Below are 16,559 nucleotides of genomic sequence, written 5' to 3'. Positions count from 1 at the left end.
TGCCATCAATTATTTAATACCTAACTCTACAGTTTTATTGGTATCTGTTTGATAGATTATTTTAGTTACTTTCTTATCTTTTGGTACTTTGAAGTATAGATTTTCCGTCGTCGTCTTTCCTGGTTCTGCATCTAAATAAAATGCTTCATACGCTGGATCGACCATAATCGATTTCTTGTTTGATAGTTTTGCTTGAAAATCAATGGCTCCCAAAGACACCGTTGATTTTCCTTGATTTTGTACGTCGATAGTGTACGTTTCCAGATTATCTTTCTTACTTTTCCCTAAATATTTTGCTTCTTCGCTCTTCTTCAAAGTAAGTTTTATCTCATTTGGAGCTGTGACTGACTTGGTTGCTTCATCATATTTTTTTGAATGATCGTTTAAGCGCATGCCTCCAAAAATAATCAAAGCCAGTACTGCTAATGCAGATAAGATAATAACTAGTTTATTTTTTCTCATTTGTTATTCACGCTTTCATTATTCAGCTTCGATCAGAATTTTTTTAATCTAGCTTTTTACTATAGAAACTTGTTTTTTATCTAATTGTTTGTTGTCTTTGTCATAGGCAACGACAAATACTTTATCGTCTGTTGATTTGACTTGGCCGCCAATATAGAATTCAAATTTTCCATCTTTCAACGTACCGTTACCCGGTAAAAGTTGATCATTTAGTTCCACTTTCACTTCTGCGACATCGCCCGTATAACTTCCTGTGATTTTACGATGGTTATTCGATAGATCGTAGCTGTCCGGTGTAACTGTTCCTTGTGTTTGCTCGTCAATGATTTTTACTTGTTTTCTGTCCAACTCTTTATTGTTTTTATCGTAGGCAATAACAAACACTTGATCTTTAGTTGATGTGATATGTCCACCAATATAATATTCAAATTTTCCATCTTTTAAGGCAGCAATACTTGGTAAGAGTTCACCATTTAATTCTACTTTTACTTCGGCAACATCGCCGGTGTAACTTCCTGTGATCTTACGATGATTATTTGATAGATCATAAATATCGGGAGCAATTGTTCCCTGATTTGTATTTTCTTCCACTTTTACTGTAATCGTTTTTTCGACTGTATTCCCATCTGAATCTGTTACGCGGTATATAACTATATATTTGCCAGCTTGTGATGTGTCGACAGTGTTGCTCACCACTTGGATTTTACTTGTTAAATCACCGTCTTCACTATCCGTTGCTGTGACACCTGCTTTTGGATCAAACGTGTCGCCTACTTTTATTGTTTTGTCTGTTGCATTGATCACTGGCTTGTTGTTTTCTTTCACTGTCACTATGATTGTTTTTTCAACTGTATTGCCATCTGAATCTGTCACGCTATATGTGACTGGATATTTGCCAACTTGTGATGTGTCGACAGTGTTGCTCACCACTTGGATCTTACTTGTTAGATCACCATCTTCAGTGTCAGTTGCTGTGACACCTGCTTTTGGATCAAACGTGTCGCCTACTTTTATTGTTTTGTCTGCTGCATTGATTACTGGCTTGTTGTTTTCTTTCACTGTCACTGGGATCTCGTTCTTTTTAACTGATCCTTCCATTGCTGCAACAGTTACTTTGTCGTTGCCTTGGATTTTTCCACTTAAGCCGGTAAAAGTATACGTCCCATTATTTAGTGTCGCAGTTCCAATGTCTTTGCCATTTACAAATAAATGGACTTCTTTTACATCAGCACCGTATGTTCCAGTCAATGTATCATCACCCACAGTGTAGGTATCAGCTGTCAATGAATAGTCTGCTTCTTTACTATTTGTTACATTCAATACGTTATGCATCAGCAAACGTGTCGTTCCATCGATGTAAGTCACTTTTCCAGAATAAGTAACTGGAACAGTTTGTCCTACAGGAACTTTTGTAGGTGTATGTGTGATATCTATATGATCGACATCGCCAATATTTCCTTGCGTCACATCTTGTTTAGTGAAGTAATTGATTACTCGATCAAATCGATTTGAAGCAAAACTATTGAAGTCATCTCCAGGGTTCGTCACTAGATCTCGATTAAGAATCGATTTTCCAGGTAAAGCACTATTGATACCAGGAATTTCTGGTTCTTCTGTTTCGTTGGTATTGTATGTCCATTCATTGTCCCAAACTGATAGATAATCAGACCAAGTATCCACTGAATTCGTTTCTTGTTGATGATCATATTCATGACCTTCTTTAATCTCTGCTTTTGAAATATTTCCTTCTCCTGCAGCTCCAGAAACCAGAGATTCACGGTCTAGAACACTGATATCTGCTTCAAGTGTTCGATCTTTGGCAGGCATCAGATGTTTCGATGTCAATGCTTTGTCTTTAGAAGTATCATCACTATTTCCTGTATACTTATCGAGGTCGAAATAAAGTCCGCCTTTAGCCCAGCCTTTAATATTTCCCCAATCAACAATTCCCACTGCTCTTAGCGCAGTTTCAGTAAGCCACGGTTTATAGCTATTCCATTTTTCGGTACTTACTTCATCTTTATTGATTCCACGAGCTACGATAGAAAATTCATTTGGCTTGTTTGCGTCAAACAAAACAGAACTTTGATCCCAAGTAAGTCCCCATGTTAAATCACTGTAAACAGGGACACCACCTATAAGAATAAAAAAGTCTGAAGCCAAACTTTCATTGGATTTCTCCCATTCAACAGCTTTATACATCGCTTTTGCATCTACGCCAGTTGGAAAGGTAATATTCAAACGAGCGCCATAATTTCCTGTCTCGAAATTTCTTATATGGTTGCCTATATTATCAGCACCAAATTTATTGATCACGTCTCCTTCTAAAGGAATATGGCAAGACCCAACCAATTCTCCACCATCATAAGGATCTGTCGATGTAGCAGAAGGAATGTATGTTAATTTCGATTCCCTTTTATTGTCACCGGCATCTGGTAAGACTTTTAAACTAAGCGTCGTAATATTTTCGTCATAGTTTGCTTGTACATTCGATGGGTTCTGCGTTTTATTTGTTGTATCTGAGTTAGCAGATATATTATTAGGTGTTTTGTTTTCAGCGGCATCAACGTGATAATTCGTGATAGAAATTAGTGAAGTAGAGAATAATGTAGATAAAGCAAGACATGTAAAACCTTTTCTGATAGTTCCTCTTTTCATTTTTATATTCCTCCTAAGCGCTATTGATAGTGTTAAAATGAATTCATTTTATAACAATCCCTAAACATAAAACGTTTTATATCACATAAGATACCGGAAAGGATTTTAAGTTACAATCAATATCGGAATAGTTATCTTAAACAGCTCGAATAGAAACACGAAAGGACATATCTAAACAAATAAACAAGTGAAATACTTTTTTACAAAGAAATTATTTTTGTTTTATTCACTTATAAATAGCATTATTTTAAAATACGTTATAAATTGACATCAAATAAAAAAGAGAAATAGCAAAAACATTTTTCGTTTACATTTAAAAAAAATACGTTATTTAATATATGTATTTTTGCTAATAAAGCAATGGATTCTATATAGAAAAAACTTTTTTAAAAAACAACAATCAAAAAAAATATATGTTTAAAAAACTGTATTAAATTGAATAGATCGCCGTTTTTTTATGTCTTTTTAGACGACCATTTTTGGCATAAAAAAAGCCCCTCAAAAGTTAAACTTTTGAGGGGGCCTTCCGGTCAACCATTCTATTCATTTTTTACATAAAAAAAAGGCTTCTCAGCCTTATCGTACTTTTTAATCAGACACATGGCGGCACTCGCTTAGTGCTGCTTCCTTCCAGATCTGACACGCTTCACCAGCCCGCCATTGTCCTAGCCTTTCGGCAAAAACTAGTATAACGCATTTTATTCTTCTTGGCTAGTCTTTTTTGCATTCTTTTTTTGTTTTCTCAATTCACGGAAAAAATTCGTCAAAATACTGCCGCATTCTTCTTCCAAAATCCCGCCCTCTACATAAGCTTGATGATTGAAACGCTCGTCTTCTAATAAGTTCATCAAGGTACCTACAACACCTGCTTTCGGATCATATGCGCCAAAATAAACTTCCTCCACTCGTGACAACAACATGGCACCGCTGCACATAGGACAAGGTTCTAAGGTAACGAACAACTGCGCCTTTTCTAACCGCCAGCTGCCGACTGTTTCGCAGGCTTGCTGGATGGCGATCATCTCTGCATGTGTCGTTGCGTTTTGCGTGGTTTCCCGCAAATTATAGCCTCTTCCGATGATTCCCCCATTTAATACGACGACCGCGCCGATTGGGACTTCTTTTAATGATTCTGCTTTGCGCGCCTCTTCCAATGCAGCTGTCATCCACTTTTCTTTTTCTGCTTGGGTCAATTGTTCTTTTTCCAAACTATCTCCTGCCTTTAACTGATCTTGCCTCACTTTAGCATACTTCAAAAAAATTTGTAACCCAAAAAAATTTCTGTGTTAAAATAAAATCAGCAAGAAACAGAGGTGAAAAAATGGATACCGCAAATTTGTTGAAACTTTATCCGCAAGCAATCAAAAAAACCGTTCCTTCTTCTGATCCGGCTATTCTTTCTTTGGTTGTTGAAGAAGAATTTCTTTGGTTAGATAAAGAGACGATTTCCGAACAAGAGACCAAACTTTTGAAAGCGCTATTCAAAGATGTAACGAGTTCCTGCCAACATCCCTGGTACCGCTTTTTATTCGAAAAGAGCGAACTCACATTGACAAAACCGCATCGTATTTTTCAGATCCATTTAGAAATGAAAGAAGATTTTTTGAAAAAAGAATGGCAGAAAACTGTTACGGAGATGTTCCCTTTTGCAGCTGATTTCTTTTTTTACACAGAAAAAGATGCAATACTTATCGAAGAAAAAAATACTTCTTTTTTAGATACTGAACAATTGACCGGGATTTTTCTTTCCCTTGATGCAGATTTCGAAGTCACTTCCCAAGTTTTTGTTGGTTCTTTTCATTCACCAGAGCAGCCTTTTCCTGAGATTTTTGCTGAAGAACGCAAAGCTTTTCTAGCGCAACGTAAAAACAGCCGCAAAGAAAGTGTATTTTCTTTACCTGATATTGCCTTGCGTTATTATATCGATCATTCTTTGTTACACGGTCCGTTGCTCCAGAGTTATCAGGAAATCATTCGGACTACCGAGATGTACGAGATCATTGGTGAACTTTGGAAAAACCAAGGAAATATCAGTTCGACAGCGAAAGCTTTGTTTCTCCATCGGAATACATTAAAGTATCGAATCGAGAAATTCCAAGAAAGTACCGGTTTGAACTTGCAAAAAACAGATGATCTTCTGTTTTGTTATTTGGTTTATATCCAGGATCATGCGAATCCTCTCTGATCTGAACCATTCAAAAACCCCAAAAACACAGCCGAATCGCTGATTTTTGGGGTTCTGTGTTTTTAAGCGATATATATCTGCTTAAAACAGGAAACAGTTTTTATTTCATGAATTTTTCTGCCATCTCCATCAAATGATCGCTAAGATGCTCTTTAGAATCTTTCAAAGAATCGCCGTAAACAGAGATTTTCTTTTTGCCATGCTTGATTTTATGCATGATCTTCATCAAAGAATCTAAGTCACTGTCTGAAAGACCATCAACGACTTCCAATAATTTTTCATTACCATTGAACTTGTCATTCACAAATTTTTTCACTTTGCAGCGTGTTGTAAGGTGCTGCATCTTCTCTATCACTTTACCTGAGACCATTGCTGTGGCAGCGACTCCTGCTGCAGCCGCGATACTTAATCCGATTGTTACTTTTGTTGAAGTTTTCATATCTGCATCAGCTCCTTTTTTATCTACTTCAATGATAGCATAGACAAAAAAATAAGCGAAATATTAGGGTCAATCCAAGAAATAGTTCATTGTTTTTTTCCCTTGCAGGATTTTCTCGTTCAGCTAAATTGCTTCTCGCCTAAATCGATATTCATCAATACTTCCGGCAGTCCATCATCCAGCTCTGCCAATTTATTCCAGATAGCAGTGATCGTTTCGTAAAATTCTAAAGAAGAACCGTCTGAATTCAAACAACCTAGCGCATTCAGCCAAAGCAACTCGATCAGATACTGTTCAGTGATCCCTGTTCCTGAACGTAAATGTTCGGTAAAACTTTTTTTGAATAACGCAGCCAAATCTAGTTTTGATTTGTTGACGATTCCTCGGATGCTCTCGTGAACGAGGAAAAACTCTTTCAGCAGTTGAACGATACTATGGAAATCGGTGATCTCATATTCTAATAAAAAGCGGTCGAAACTATAGACGATCTCTTCAGTGATTTTTTCTTTCAAAACACCGATCGATTCAAAATGTGCGTAGATTGGATATGTCGAGCAGCCGCAGTATGCAGCTAATTTACGCGCAGTGATTGAATTCAATCCATTTTCTTCTGCATAGACCATGCTTTTGAACAACAAATATTCTTTGCTAAAATTTGTGACTCTGCCCATCAAACTTCCCTTCCTTTCTGTACTTCCTTTCTATGAACAACAGTGCAGCAATGAAAATACGTCTAATCTATTTTTATAAAAGAATCTTGCAAAAATAATGCAAAAAAACTTTTAAAAAATAACAAAATAACCCACATTCTAAATATAACATAGTTATTTAGTGCACTTTTTCACTTTTTCATTTTCTGAGCCAACAAGAGATAACAAGGTTATGTCTATAATGACTTGACAAAATGCCTTTATCAATAAACAATAGAAATAAACAAACTATAGAATAACTATAAAATAACATTTTGTATAATCAAACTTTCATACTCTGTGAGAATAACATAGTTAGAAAGCACTTTCCACTCACATTTTATGCCGCCCCCTGGACAAGAATAGAATAAAAAGGAGATTTACATGCTGACCAAAGCCAAAGAAAAAGAGCTGCTGGTTTTATACACACTAACTCAGAAGCAGAAATGTTCGCTGCAAAAACTGTCAGAACACTTGGATATCCCAAAAAGGACAGTCAAAGAATTGATTCGCAAATTAAACACTGCCATCAGCTACCATTTAGGAATCGATACATTTATCCTCTCCACAGCCAAAGGAGAGATTTTGATTTCACCTGCATATGCAAAAAATGGAATGATGGTTTTATACAAATTGCGGATTTGCTATTTCAAGGAGTCACAGCGGTTCAATTATTTATTGCTGCTGATCGAATATCCGGTTTTATCAAAAGAATTTTTACTGGAAGAGTTGTTTATCTCAGCTTCTTATTTAGATAAACTGACGAACCAGATCAATGAAAAGATCAAAAAATATCACTTGCAAGTCGTGGTTCAACAGGGTAAGTATTCTTTAACTGGAGATGAACTGCATATTCGTATGTACAGTTATCTTTTCTTAGCAGATTCTTTCCAAGGTATTGAATGGCCATTTCAGGCGCTGTCATTGAAAAAGCTGCAGAAACTCCTGCATCGTTCGGGCATCTCGGAACCAGCAAAGCAATCTTCTGCCCGTAATATGCAGTTTTATTTCTTAGTGGCTATCTTTATTATCCGGATCAAACATCAACAGCTGCTGGAGGAGCCTCCAGACGATATCGAGGAGATTTTAACCGTTTTCCGTGAACAACAAGATTTTTCAAGAATCCTCCAGCGCGCTGCTCACACAGGAATCTCTGAAAAACAATGGGAAATCGAGTATCAGCATTTCAATTTATTTATGTGTGCCCTTTTCCCTAACTGGATTTCCAGTGAACAAAAAATAGAAGTTGGCCAGCTATTTTTTGAAAAGAACAATGAACTTTGTCATCAGGTCAAGGAATTGACAAAAAAACTTTCTCAAGAGTATGCAGCGCTTCAAATACCTGAAAAACAAGCCTCATATAATTATTTCATTTTGTTGTTAGCAGTGCTTGTTTTACTGATCGGCGACGTTGTAGCGGAATTCTATACTCTTTATTTCCCAAAAATGGCCTCTGCTTCGGGAACTTCAGTGAAGGAATTAGCAAAAATCCAAAAAATCGTCGATACTGTCTTCCGACCGTCTAAAAAAACGAAAACGTTCAATACCTTTCTTAGCGAATTGATTTATGCGATGCTGCATTCAGAAACGACATATCCTTTGATGATCTACATACAAATCACTAAATCGATTACCGAAAGCTATACATTGCAAAACCGTTTGTATCAATTGTTCAATAACCAGACGATTTTGCTTACAGATAATTATCATGATGCAGATTTGATCATTACAGATTGGGTAGAAGCTTCTGAGCGAAAAAAGCATGCTTTTTATTTCGACTCCGCGAATAATCAAGAAATCTGGAAAAAATTGACTCATTTGATACAAGATCTTTATCTCAAAAAAAATAATATTATTTGTTAAAAAAAGACCTAGCATCTGTCATAGATACTAGGTCTTTTCATTTAATCTCTGCGGTTATTCCCGCCAAAAATCAAAATCAGGCGAAGCAATTGTAAAAACGTAGCTAACGCAGCTGCTACATAGGTCAAAGCTGCTGCAAACAGGACATGTCTGGCTGCTGGGACTTCCTCTTCTGTCAAAAAGCCGCCGTCACTCAAAATCTGCAAAGCACGTCTCGAAGCATTGAACTCCACTGGAAGTGTCACTAACTGGAACAGCAGTGCAAGTGAAAAAGCAAAGATCCCGATATTGATCAATGTCGCGTTCCAACTGAACAGCACACCAACCATGATGAGCGGAAAAGAGATCATTGAACCGAAATTCGCTACTGGAACAAGTGCTGCACGAATCCTCAGAGGCGCATATCCAACTGCATCTTGGACAGCATGGCCGCATTCGTGAGCAGCAACGCCGATAGCCGCAACAGATGTGGATTGTGCAGTCGATTGGGATAGACTTAAGATCTTATTCCCAGAATTATAGTTATCCGTCAGATTACCAGAAATCGGCTGTACACCTACATCATTGATATTTTGGCTTTTCAAGATATATTGAGCAGCTTGTACACCTGTTACGTTATTTTTACTGCGCATCTTGTCATATTTGTGAAAGGTACTGTTTACGTAGGCCGAGGCTGCACCAGATATTACTAGACCGATAATCACTAAAATGAATGTTGGGTCAAAAAAATTATAAAAACCGTACATTTTGGTCGTCTCCTTCCTTTTCTTTTATTTTATCACGAGTCTTGCTCTAGTGTGTGAAAAGACTTTGACTTTTTCGATTAGTTCTTTTTGACAAATTCAGATTTCAATTTCATTGGACCAAATCCGTCAACTTTGCAATCGATATTGTGGTCGCCTTCGACTAAACGGATATTTTTTACTTTTGTTCCTTGTTTGATTGCGCCTGAAGCACCTTTGACTTTCAAATCTTTGATAACAGTTACACTGTCTCCTTCTTGTAAAAGATTGCCGTTTGCATCTTTTACGACAAGGCCTGTTTCTGTTTCTTCTGTCTCTGCTGCTTTCCATTCATGTCCGCATTCTGGACAAACATACATGTCGCGGTCCTCATAAGTATAAGCGGAATCGCACATTGGGCAATTTGGTAATGTCATTTTCATTCTCCTTATGTATACAGTAATAAAGCTTATTTTACATAAGTTTCGCTTTGGTTTAAAGAAGGATTTGGCATTTTTTTGCAAAAAAATATCCAAACATTGATGTTTGGATACTTTCATTTTAGATAACAGTGCTTTTTATAGATCTGAATGTTGTTCATTATATATTGCGCAAAGCTGTTGGATCTCTTGATAGATCTGTTCTGCTTCAGCTAGATCTTTTGCATTTGCACCGCTGGCTAACGGATGGCCGCCGCCATGGTGTCTTTTTGCCAGCTCATTGATTATTGGTCCTTTTGAGCGTAAACGTACACGGTAATATCCTTCTGGCTGCTGCACGAAGATTCCCCAGGCTAAGACTTCATCGATTCTTCCAGGAAGTGCTACGATTGCAGCTGTATCAGAATCTGAGATACCATATTCTTCTAAGATTTCTTTTGTTAAAATCACCCTGCCTGCACCGTTCCCGTCTACTTCAATGGCTTGATAGACATAACCTGAAAGTTTAGCTACAGCCATCGAGACTTGATCCAGTTCACGGTTCAATGCGGATGCATCAAAAGGATAAGAACGCAGAACTGCTGCAATCTCAAATGTTCTTGATGTCGTCGCTGGATACAAGAATCGTCCCGTATCACCAACGATCCCCCCGTAAAGCAAACGAGCAGAATGTTCGTTCATCTTCAAGTCATTTGGAAACATCAAAGCAAAGGAAGCGATTATTTCGCTGCAGCTGCTGGCTGATGTGTCGACCCATACCAAATCGCCATAAGGATCATCGTTTGGATGGTGATCGATCTTGATTAGACAGCTTCCGCGATCGTAACGTTTGTCACTGATTCGCGGTGCATTCGCTGTATCTGTCACGATCACGAGTGCTCCGTCGTAAAGCTGGTCTTCGATTTGCTGCATTTTTGCTAAAAACTCAAGTCCTTCAACGGATTCACCAACTTGATAAATTTCTTTCTCTGGGAAACTGGCACGCAAAATCTCTGCCAGCCCAACTTGCGAACCAAGCGCATCGGGATCAGGACGCTGATGGCGGTGAATGATGATGCGTGAGTATGCTTTTATTTTTTGTAAGATTTCTTCTTGTATTGTCATTGTCTCCTGCTTTCTACGAACGTTCCATGACTTGGCATACAACGATTGCTTTGGCTACGATGGTGTTTTCGATAAATACTTCGATATCGAGCTTTGCAGATCTTCGGCCAATCTCTAGTACCCGCGGGCGGATGTCCAATTCGCTTTCTAATTGGATCAAACGCAGATAATGGAGATTCATTTGTTCGATCAAGATGTTTCTTTTTTGATTCATCAGCATTGTTTTTTGGGCCACTTCTGAAATAATTTCGCTCAATACTCCAAACGAAATCGTTCCGACGCCATTGACCATTTGCGGCGTTACAGTAAATTTGAATTTTGGATGTTCCAATCGGTTTCCGTCTCGGTCTTGATCGATCGTCAAGATATCTCCTGAGATTTGATCAGAAATCGTGTCGGATATTTGCGGCTGGCGCTGTACCAGCTGCATGGCTTTCATTACATCCTGCCGATTGATGACACCTTCTAGCGTCAAGTCATCTGAAACCACAGGCATCATGTCTAAGCCGTCCCAAATCATTTGATGGCTGACTGATGCGATGCTCATTGTTTTCTTCACACTGATTGGATCTTTCGTCATCACGCGTTCAATGATTTGATTCACCGGTTTTCCTAGAACATCTTTTGCTGTGACGATCCCTACCAGCCGATGATGTTTATTAACGACAGGGAATCTTGAATGTTTTGTCTTGTCCGACAGCTTTTGATACTCTGCAATAGTGTCGGTTGAAAGAAGGTATTGGATCGTCTCTGTTGACCGATAAATATCACTGACAAGCATGATATCTTTTTTGATTAGCTGATCACTTAATGCGCGGTTGATCATTGTTGCCACGGTAAACGTATCATAAGTCGTTCGTAAAATCGGCATCCCGAGTTTATCTGCCAGCGCTGCATTTTCCTGCGTCGTTTCAAAGCCCCCAGTGATCAGAACTGCTGCTCCATCTTCTAATGCCAGCTTCTGGACTTCTTGGCGGTTTCCGACGATCATCAATGAGCCAGGTGTGATATAACGTTCCATCGCGCTTTTCGTCATGGCACCGATAACGAATTTGTTCAATACTTTGTCGAGCCCTGAAGCACCGCCAAGAACATCTCCTTCAATGATTCTGACAACTTCGCCAAACGTCAGGCGTTCGATATGTTTCTTCAATTTTCGTTCGATACGGATTGTTCCGACTCTTTGGATCGTGGATACTAATCCGGTGTTTTCAGCATCTTTGATTGCACGATATGCTGTACCTTCACTGACATTCAATTCTTTTGCAATGCTTCTTACAGAAATCCGGTTACCTACTGGAAGACCTTCGATATATTCTAAAATCAAGTCATGTTTAGTCGCCATTTTTTCCCCTACATTTCCAGCGCTTCTGAAACGCTCATTATTTTTCCTTCTGCCGTCGTCAATTGCTTAACGAATTCTTCTGGATCTTGTTGGATAACAGGAAATGTATTGTAGTGGATCGGCACGACCGTCTTCGCCTTGATTGTTTCCGCTGCTTTGGCTGCATCTTTTGGTCCCATCGTGAAGTTGTCCCCGATCGGTAAAAAGGCCAAATCAATTGCAAAATCATCTGCTAATAAAGAAAGATCACTGAAATAAGCAGTATCACCTGCATGATAAATCGTTTTTCCTTCCGCTTGCAAAACAATGCCAGATGGTTCGCCCATATATTGGAGGATACCATTGACTTCATAGCTGGAACTATGCAAAGCAGGAACTAATTTGACCGAACCAAATGGAAAATGAAAACTGCCGCCGATATTCATACCATGGGCCTTTACGCCGCGGCTTGCTGCATAGTCGCAAATCTCTACCATACTAATGATCGTGGCGTCATTTTTTTCAGCAATTGCGATCATATCGCCAATGTGATCGCTGTGTCCATGTGTCACTAAGATCCAATCTGCTTTTACTTCGTCCACTGTCAAATCGGTTTGGTCGTTTCCAGTAATAAACGGATCAAACAGCAAGCGTTGACCATCCTTCATTTCTACCGAGATACATGAATGGCCATGATAGATGATTTTCATTTTTCTTTCCCCCCACTTTTCCTGTACTTCCTTTTTATAAAACGATTCCAACAAGAGGATATCGGGTTTTGTCTCTCTGCCGCCACAGAAAAAACAATTTCATTCTAGTACAGTATTTATAATGCAATTGTAACAGATAACTGTCTATTCACCAACCGTTCCTTTCGAACAGACAAAACTTTCTTTTAGCTGCGGATCGTCTTCGGCTTCTGCTCTATTTTTCTGAAAATCGTTAGTAAAAAGGCTGCGATACATAAAAGGAAGGAACAGAAAAAAGCAACTCTCATCCCAAAAATAAACACGTCTGGACGATGGGCGATATACGTTGTGACACGTTGACCGTACGCGGCACTCATTGCATCATATAATACAGTCGTTGCTAGCGCGATCCCAATGACCATACCGAAATTTCGTGCAAAAGAGTTCATACTTCCTGCTACACCCAGTTCATTGGTCGAAACACTGCTCATCACAACTGTATTATTCGGTGATTGAAACAGTGCATTCCCAAATCCCATGATCCCAGTTGCTAATACGTAGTACCAAATTGGTGTCGTTTCCGACATGAAAATATACATCATTTGCGTTAACGATAATAACGTTAGTCCCATTAGAATCAACGGTCTTGACCCAATTTTGTCTGTTAGATATCCGCTTAAAGGAGCCCCAATCACCATCATCAACGGAAAGACCATCATCAGCATCCCAGCAAGACTTGGTGTTAATCCTCTTGCTTCTTGCAGATAGAATGGGATCACGACATTGACAAAGAAATTGGAAGAGAAGATCAGCACTGCTGTTAAAAGCCCTAAACTGAACGCTTTGTTTTTGAAAATATCAAAACGGATCAATGGAGAAGCTTCCCTTTTTTCGATCCAGATGAAAATCAGGAAAGCGATGATTGCCGCAGCAAACAATAAAAGCACTAGCAGTGAAGCAAAACCAAATTCTTGCCCAAGGAAAATCCCGCCGAAAAAACTCAAAATTGCTGCAGAAAAAGCTGTAAAGCCAAGGTAGTCGATAGATTTCCCACTTTTCGTGATATCTTTTGGCAAGAATTTTTCACCAATGAATAACGTTATTAAACCAATCGGAATATTGATCCAGAAAATATAAGACCATGAAAAATGCGACAAAATGATCCCGCCGATACCCGGTCCAGTAATTGCCCCCAAAGAAACAAACGCGCCAATCATCCCTAAAGCGCGCCCTCTTTCACTCATCGGAAAAATCTCTGTGGTGATCCCTGTATTCGTAGCCATTGTCATGCTTGCACCCAGCGCTTGGACAACACGTGCAAACAATAAGAAATTAAGCGAATGATTAAAACCGCAAAGCAATGAACCAATTAAAAAAATGACTGTCCCGATGCGGAACGTTTTGATTTTCCCAAAACTGTCGCCGACTTTTCCAAATAATAAAAGACAAGAACAAATAACCATAAGATAAATAGAAACGATCCACTCTGTTTGATTCATTGGTACCGATAAATCACTTGAGATAGTTGGTAAAGCAACATTGACGATACTAGAATCCAATGTCGACATAAAAGTGAACATCCCGACTGCGATCAGTATCCACCAGCGATTTTTTTGGACGGTTGCATTTTCTTGATAACTTAACATATAAAACTCCCTTTTTATAACGATGTTTTTTATTCCTCAAAAAAAGAGGCTGTGACAGTTGTCAATCAGCCTCCCTTAAAAGTATCCACATTCAAGTTTTTGCACTGCGCTTCTAACTGCGGGACTTATCGTCCGTCAGCTCTTCTTCCGCAGGTTTATCTTTTTCCTCGACGCTGTGTCGCTTCCATGATGACTGGAAGGATGACTGGACGGCGTTTTGTTTGATCAAACAAATAACGGCTCAATTGATCACGGATATCTTGTTTCAGTTTGCTCCATTCAAAGTCTTTGCTCTCTAAATGTTTCATAACGATTTCCTCAATCATATTTCCGCTTTCTTTGATAAGATCACGGCTCGCTTTAAGGTAGACAAATCCGCGTGAAGTAATCTGCGGTTTTGAGATGATCTTTTGTTCACGGCGATTGATCGTGACAACTGCAACGAAAATCCCATCTTCAGATAACACTTTGCGATCTCGTAAAACAATATTTCCGATATCTCCGATTCCTAGACCATCGATCATGACATTTTCTGCGCTGATTGAGCCAGCAACGCTCATTCGTTTGTTTTTATATTCTAAAACATCGCCGCGGCCTGTGATATAGATATCTTTATACGGCATACCTACTGCATGCGCAAGATCTGCGTGAGCAGCTAATTCGCGGTATTCGCCTTGTACAGGGATAAAGTATTTCGGATGCATCAAGTTCAGCATCAGTTGCAGATCATTTGGATTCGCATGACCAGAAACACGCAAGTTCTCAGAAATCAGTTTAACCGTACCGCCTGCACGATAAATGATATCTTCTGTTTTTGCAACAACTGTTTCCATAGCAATACTTGGTGTAGTAGTGATATACACAAGGTCGCCTTCTTCGATTTTCACGTTTCGATGAGAACCGTTTGCCATTTTTTGCAATGATTTGATTGGCTCGCCCATTCTGCCTGTTTCCAAAATAATCAATTCTTCTGGATTATATTTCTTCATATCTTTTAAAGTGACCAAAAGATCTTCACTTGGCAAGCGCAATTTTTCTAAACGCATCGCTGTTCGGATGATCCGTTCGAAATCTTGTCCTGTTAAAACGACTTTTCGGTCTGCTTTAGCAGCAGCATCTAAAACTTGTTGTACTCGCTGCAAGTTGCTTGCCACACAAGCGACGATGATTCGACCTTCCCAGTAGTTGATCGTATCGAAGACTTCATCCGCAATCTGCAATTCAGAAGCAACAGGTGTTGGATTCTCGGCATTTGCTGATTCACTCAGCAAAGCCAGTACGCCTTCTTTACCGATTTCTGCAAGTCGTGCATAGTTTGTTTGATACATAGGGATTGCTGTTTGGTCAAATTTGAAGTCGCCAGTATAAACAATGTTTCCTTCTGCTGTTTTCAAATTGATCCCGACAGAATCTGGAATCGTATGTGTCGTTCTGAAAAAGCTGACGATTGTTTCGCCAAAGTCGATTTCAGTATTTTCATCGATCACGTGGAAATCTTTGAACCCTTTTGATTCTTCATGACTGCTGACGTTCAATTTTGCTAATTCGATCGTCAATTCTGTCCCAAAAACAGGAACAGTGATTTTTGAAAGCAAATAAGGCAGCGCGCCAATTGCATCTGCATGTCCATGTGTTAAAAAGACACCCGCTACACGGTCGATGTTTTCTTCTAGATACGAAAAGTCCGGGATAACGACGTCGATCCCCAACAATTCATTTTCAGGATATTTCAGACCGCAATCTAATACGAAAATATCCTCCCCAACTTCTGCGATATACATATTTTTACCATTTTCTCGTACACCGCTTAAGGGAATAATTTTTATGGTACTCACAAAATTCACCTCTTCTGCGATATCTTTTCTTTATAGATACCGGCTTTATTTTATTTATCTACTTGCCTTAAGCAGTCGCTCTGACCTAAGCTGATCGATCTTCCGCACTTTTTGATTAAAGAAAAGAACCTCGCTTGTGACAGTTCAGACGTTTTCATCTCTGCTTCTTGCCGACTGCTGTATTTCCTATCCAGCAAACGGCTGTTCAGGTATATTATACAATAATTTCAGCAAATCGCTAGCACCAGCAGTTTGACCGTCAAGCGAAACACTAGGAAAAACGAATTTTATTCTGCTTCTTTCTTCATCTTAAAGGCACTGTTTCTTGCAAAGAGCAACTTCATTTACTTTAGGCTGTCTGGAACGGCTCGCTTCACCAAGCAAGCTTCATTCCTCTGCTTTTCCTCGTAGAACATACTTGTTCCATTCTATCACAATTCTTTGTCCAATTACATAGAAGATACGCGCAGCACAATGGATTATTGAAACAAATTCTAATTCCC

The 16,559-nt window shown here is 39.0% G+C and carries 14 protein-coding genes and 1 other RNA gene; 2 read left to right on the top strand and 13 right to left on the bottom strand.

What is annotated here, in order from left to right; all coding sequences use genetic code 11:
• Window positions 1–9: 9 nt before the first annotated feature.
• The 4 genes from IGI64_RS03190 to tadA form a co-directional block, all read right to left on the bottom strand.
• A complete protein-coding gene (locus IGI64_RS03190) occupies window positions 10–462 on the bottom strand; it encodes a DUF4352 domain-containing protein (RefSeq protein ID WP_429939457.1) in 453 nt (150 codons plus the stop codon).
• Between the two features lie 48 nt (window positions 463–510).
• Entirely contained in the window at window positions 511–3,120 is a 2,610-nt protein-coding gene (locus IGI64_RS03185; RefSeq protein ID WP_429939456.1) for an immunoglobulin-like domain-containing protein, read from the bottom strand.
• 586 nt (window positions 3,121–3,706) lie between these two features.
• Window positions 3,707–3,791: signal recognition particle sRNA small type (gene ffs / locus IGI64_RS03180), an RNA gene on the bottom strand.
• A gap of 27 nt (window positions 3,792–3,818) precedes the next feature.
• Window positions 3,819–4,328: a tRNA adenosine(34) deaminase TadA gene (gene tadA, locus IGI64_RS03175; protein ID WP_429940747.1), complete on the bottom strand. Its 510-nt coding sequence runs from the start codon at window positions 4,326–4,328 to the stop codon at window positions 3,819–3,821.
• Between the two features lie 113 nt (window positions 4,329–4,441).
• Between tadA and IGI64_RS03170 the strand changes: the two genes are divergently transcribed.
• On the top strand, window positions 4,442–5,305 hold the full coding sequence (locus IGI64_RS03170) for a PucR family transcriptional regulator (RefSeq protein ID WP_429939455.1): 864 nt from the start codon (window positions 4,442–4,444) through the stop codon (window positions 5,303–5,305).
• Between the two features lie 100 nt (window positions 5,306–5,405).
• On the opposite strand, the gene IGI64_RS03165 is transcribed toward IGI64_RS03170, so the two are convergent.
• Both IGI64_RS03165 and IGI64_RS03160 read right to left on the bottom strand, forming a co-directional pair.
• Entirely contained in the window at window positions 5,406–5,744 is a 339-nt protein-coding gene (locus tag IGI64_RS03165; RefSeq protein WP_016625739.1) for a hypothetical protein, read from the bottom strand.
• Between the two features lie 119 nt (window positions 5,745–5,863).
• Window positions 5,864–6,415 (bottom strand): TetR/AcrR family transcriptional regulator, encoded by a 552-nt coding sequence (locus IGI64_RS03160; RefSeq protein ID WP_016625740.1) that lies wholly within the window; start codon window positions 6,413–6,415, stop codon window positions 5,864–5,866.
• Window positions 6,416–6,817: 402 nt separating this feature from the next.
• Between IGI64_RS03160 and IGI64_RS03155 the strand changes: the two genes are divergently transcribed.
• Entirely contained in the window at window positions 6,818–8,296 is a 1,479-nt protein-coding gene (locus tag IGI64_RS03155) for a helix-turn-helix domain-containing protein (protein ID WP_429939454.1), read from the top strand.
• Between the two features lie 41 nt (window positions 8,297–8,337).
• On the opposite strand, the gene IGI64_RS03150 is transcribed toward IGI64_RS03155, so the two are convergent.
• The 7 genes from IGI64_RS03150 to IGI64_RS03120 form a co-directional block, all read right to left on the bottom strand.
• Complete coding sequence (locus IGI64_RS03150; RefSeq protein ID WP_429939453.1) at window positions 8,338–9,042, bottom strand: zinc metallopeptidase; 705 nt, start codon at window positions 9,040–9,042, stop codon at window positions 8,338–8,340.
• Between the two features lie 77 nt (window positions 9,043–9,119).
• Window positions 9,120–9,461: a zinc ribbon domain-containing protein YjdM gene (locus IGI64_RS03145; RefSeq protein WP_034860824.1), complete on the bottom strand. Its 342-nt coding sequence runs from the start codon at window positions 9,459–9,461 to the stop codon at window positions 9,120–9,122.
• A 135-nt stretch (window positions 9,462–9,596) separates the two neighbouring features.
• Complete coding sequence (locus IGI64_RS03140) at window positions 9,597–10,562, bottom strand: DHH family phosphoesterase (RefSeq protein ID WP_429939452.1); 966 nt, start codon at window positions 10,560–10,562, stop codon at window positions 9,597–9,599.
• A gap of 13 nt (window positions 10,563–10,575) precedes the next feature.
• Window positions 10,576–11,907, bottom strand: a complete 1,332-nt coding sequence (locus tag IGI64_RS03135) for a DRTGG domain-containing protein (RefSeq protein ID WP_429939451.1) — start codon at window positions 11,905–11,907, stop codon at window positions 10,576–10,578.
• An 8-nt stretch (window positions 11,908–11,915) separates the two neighbouring features.
• Window positions 11,916–12,596 (bottom strand): metal-dependent hydrolase, encoded by a 681-nt coding sequence (locus tag IGI64_RS03130; protein ID WP_429939450.1) that lies wholly within the window; start codon window positions 12,594–12,596, stop codon window positions 11,916–11,918.
• 185 nt (window positions 12,597–12,781) lie between these two features.
• Complete coding sequence (locus tag IGI64_RS03125) at window positions 12,782–14,221, bottom strand: MFS transporter (protein ID WP_429939449.1); 1,440 nt, start codon at window positions 14,219–14,221, stop codon at window positions 12,782–12,784.
• Window positions 14,222–14,376: 155 nt separating this feature from the next.
• Window positions 14,377–16,056, bottom strand: coding sequence for a ribonuclease J (locus tag IGI64_RS03120; protein ID WP_034860829.1), 1,680 nt, complete (start codon window positions 16,054–16,056; stop codon window positions 14,377–14,379).
• Window positions 16,057–16,559: the final 503 nt, after the last annotated feature.

The sequence above is a fragment of the Enterococcus sp. DIV0210g genome (assembly GCF_050559705.1).
Taxonomy (GTDB): Bacteria; Bacillota; Bacilli; order Lactobacillales; family Enterococcaceae; genus Enterococcus_B; species Enterococcus_B faecalis_A.
The sequence above is the reverse complement of the archived record's forward strand: the minus strand, read 5'-3'. Positions and strand labels throughout refer to the sequence as shown.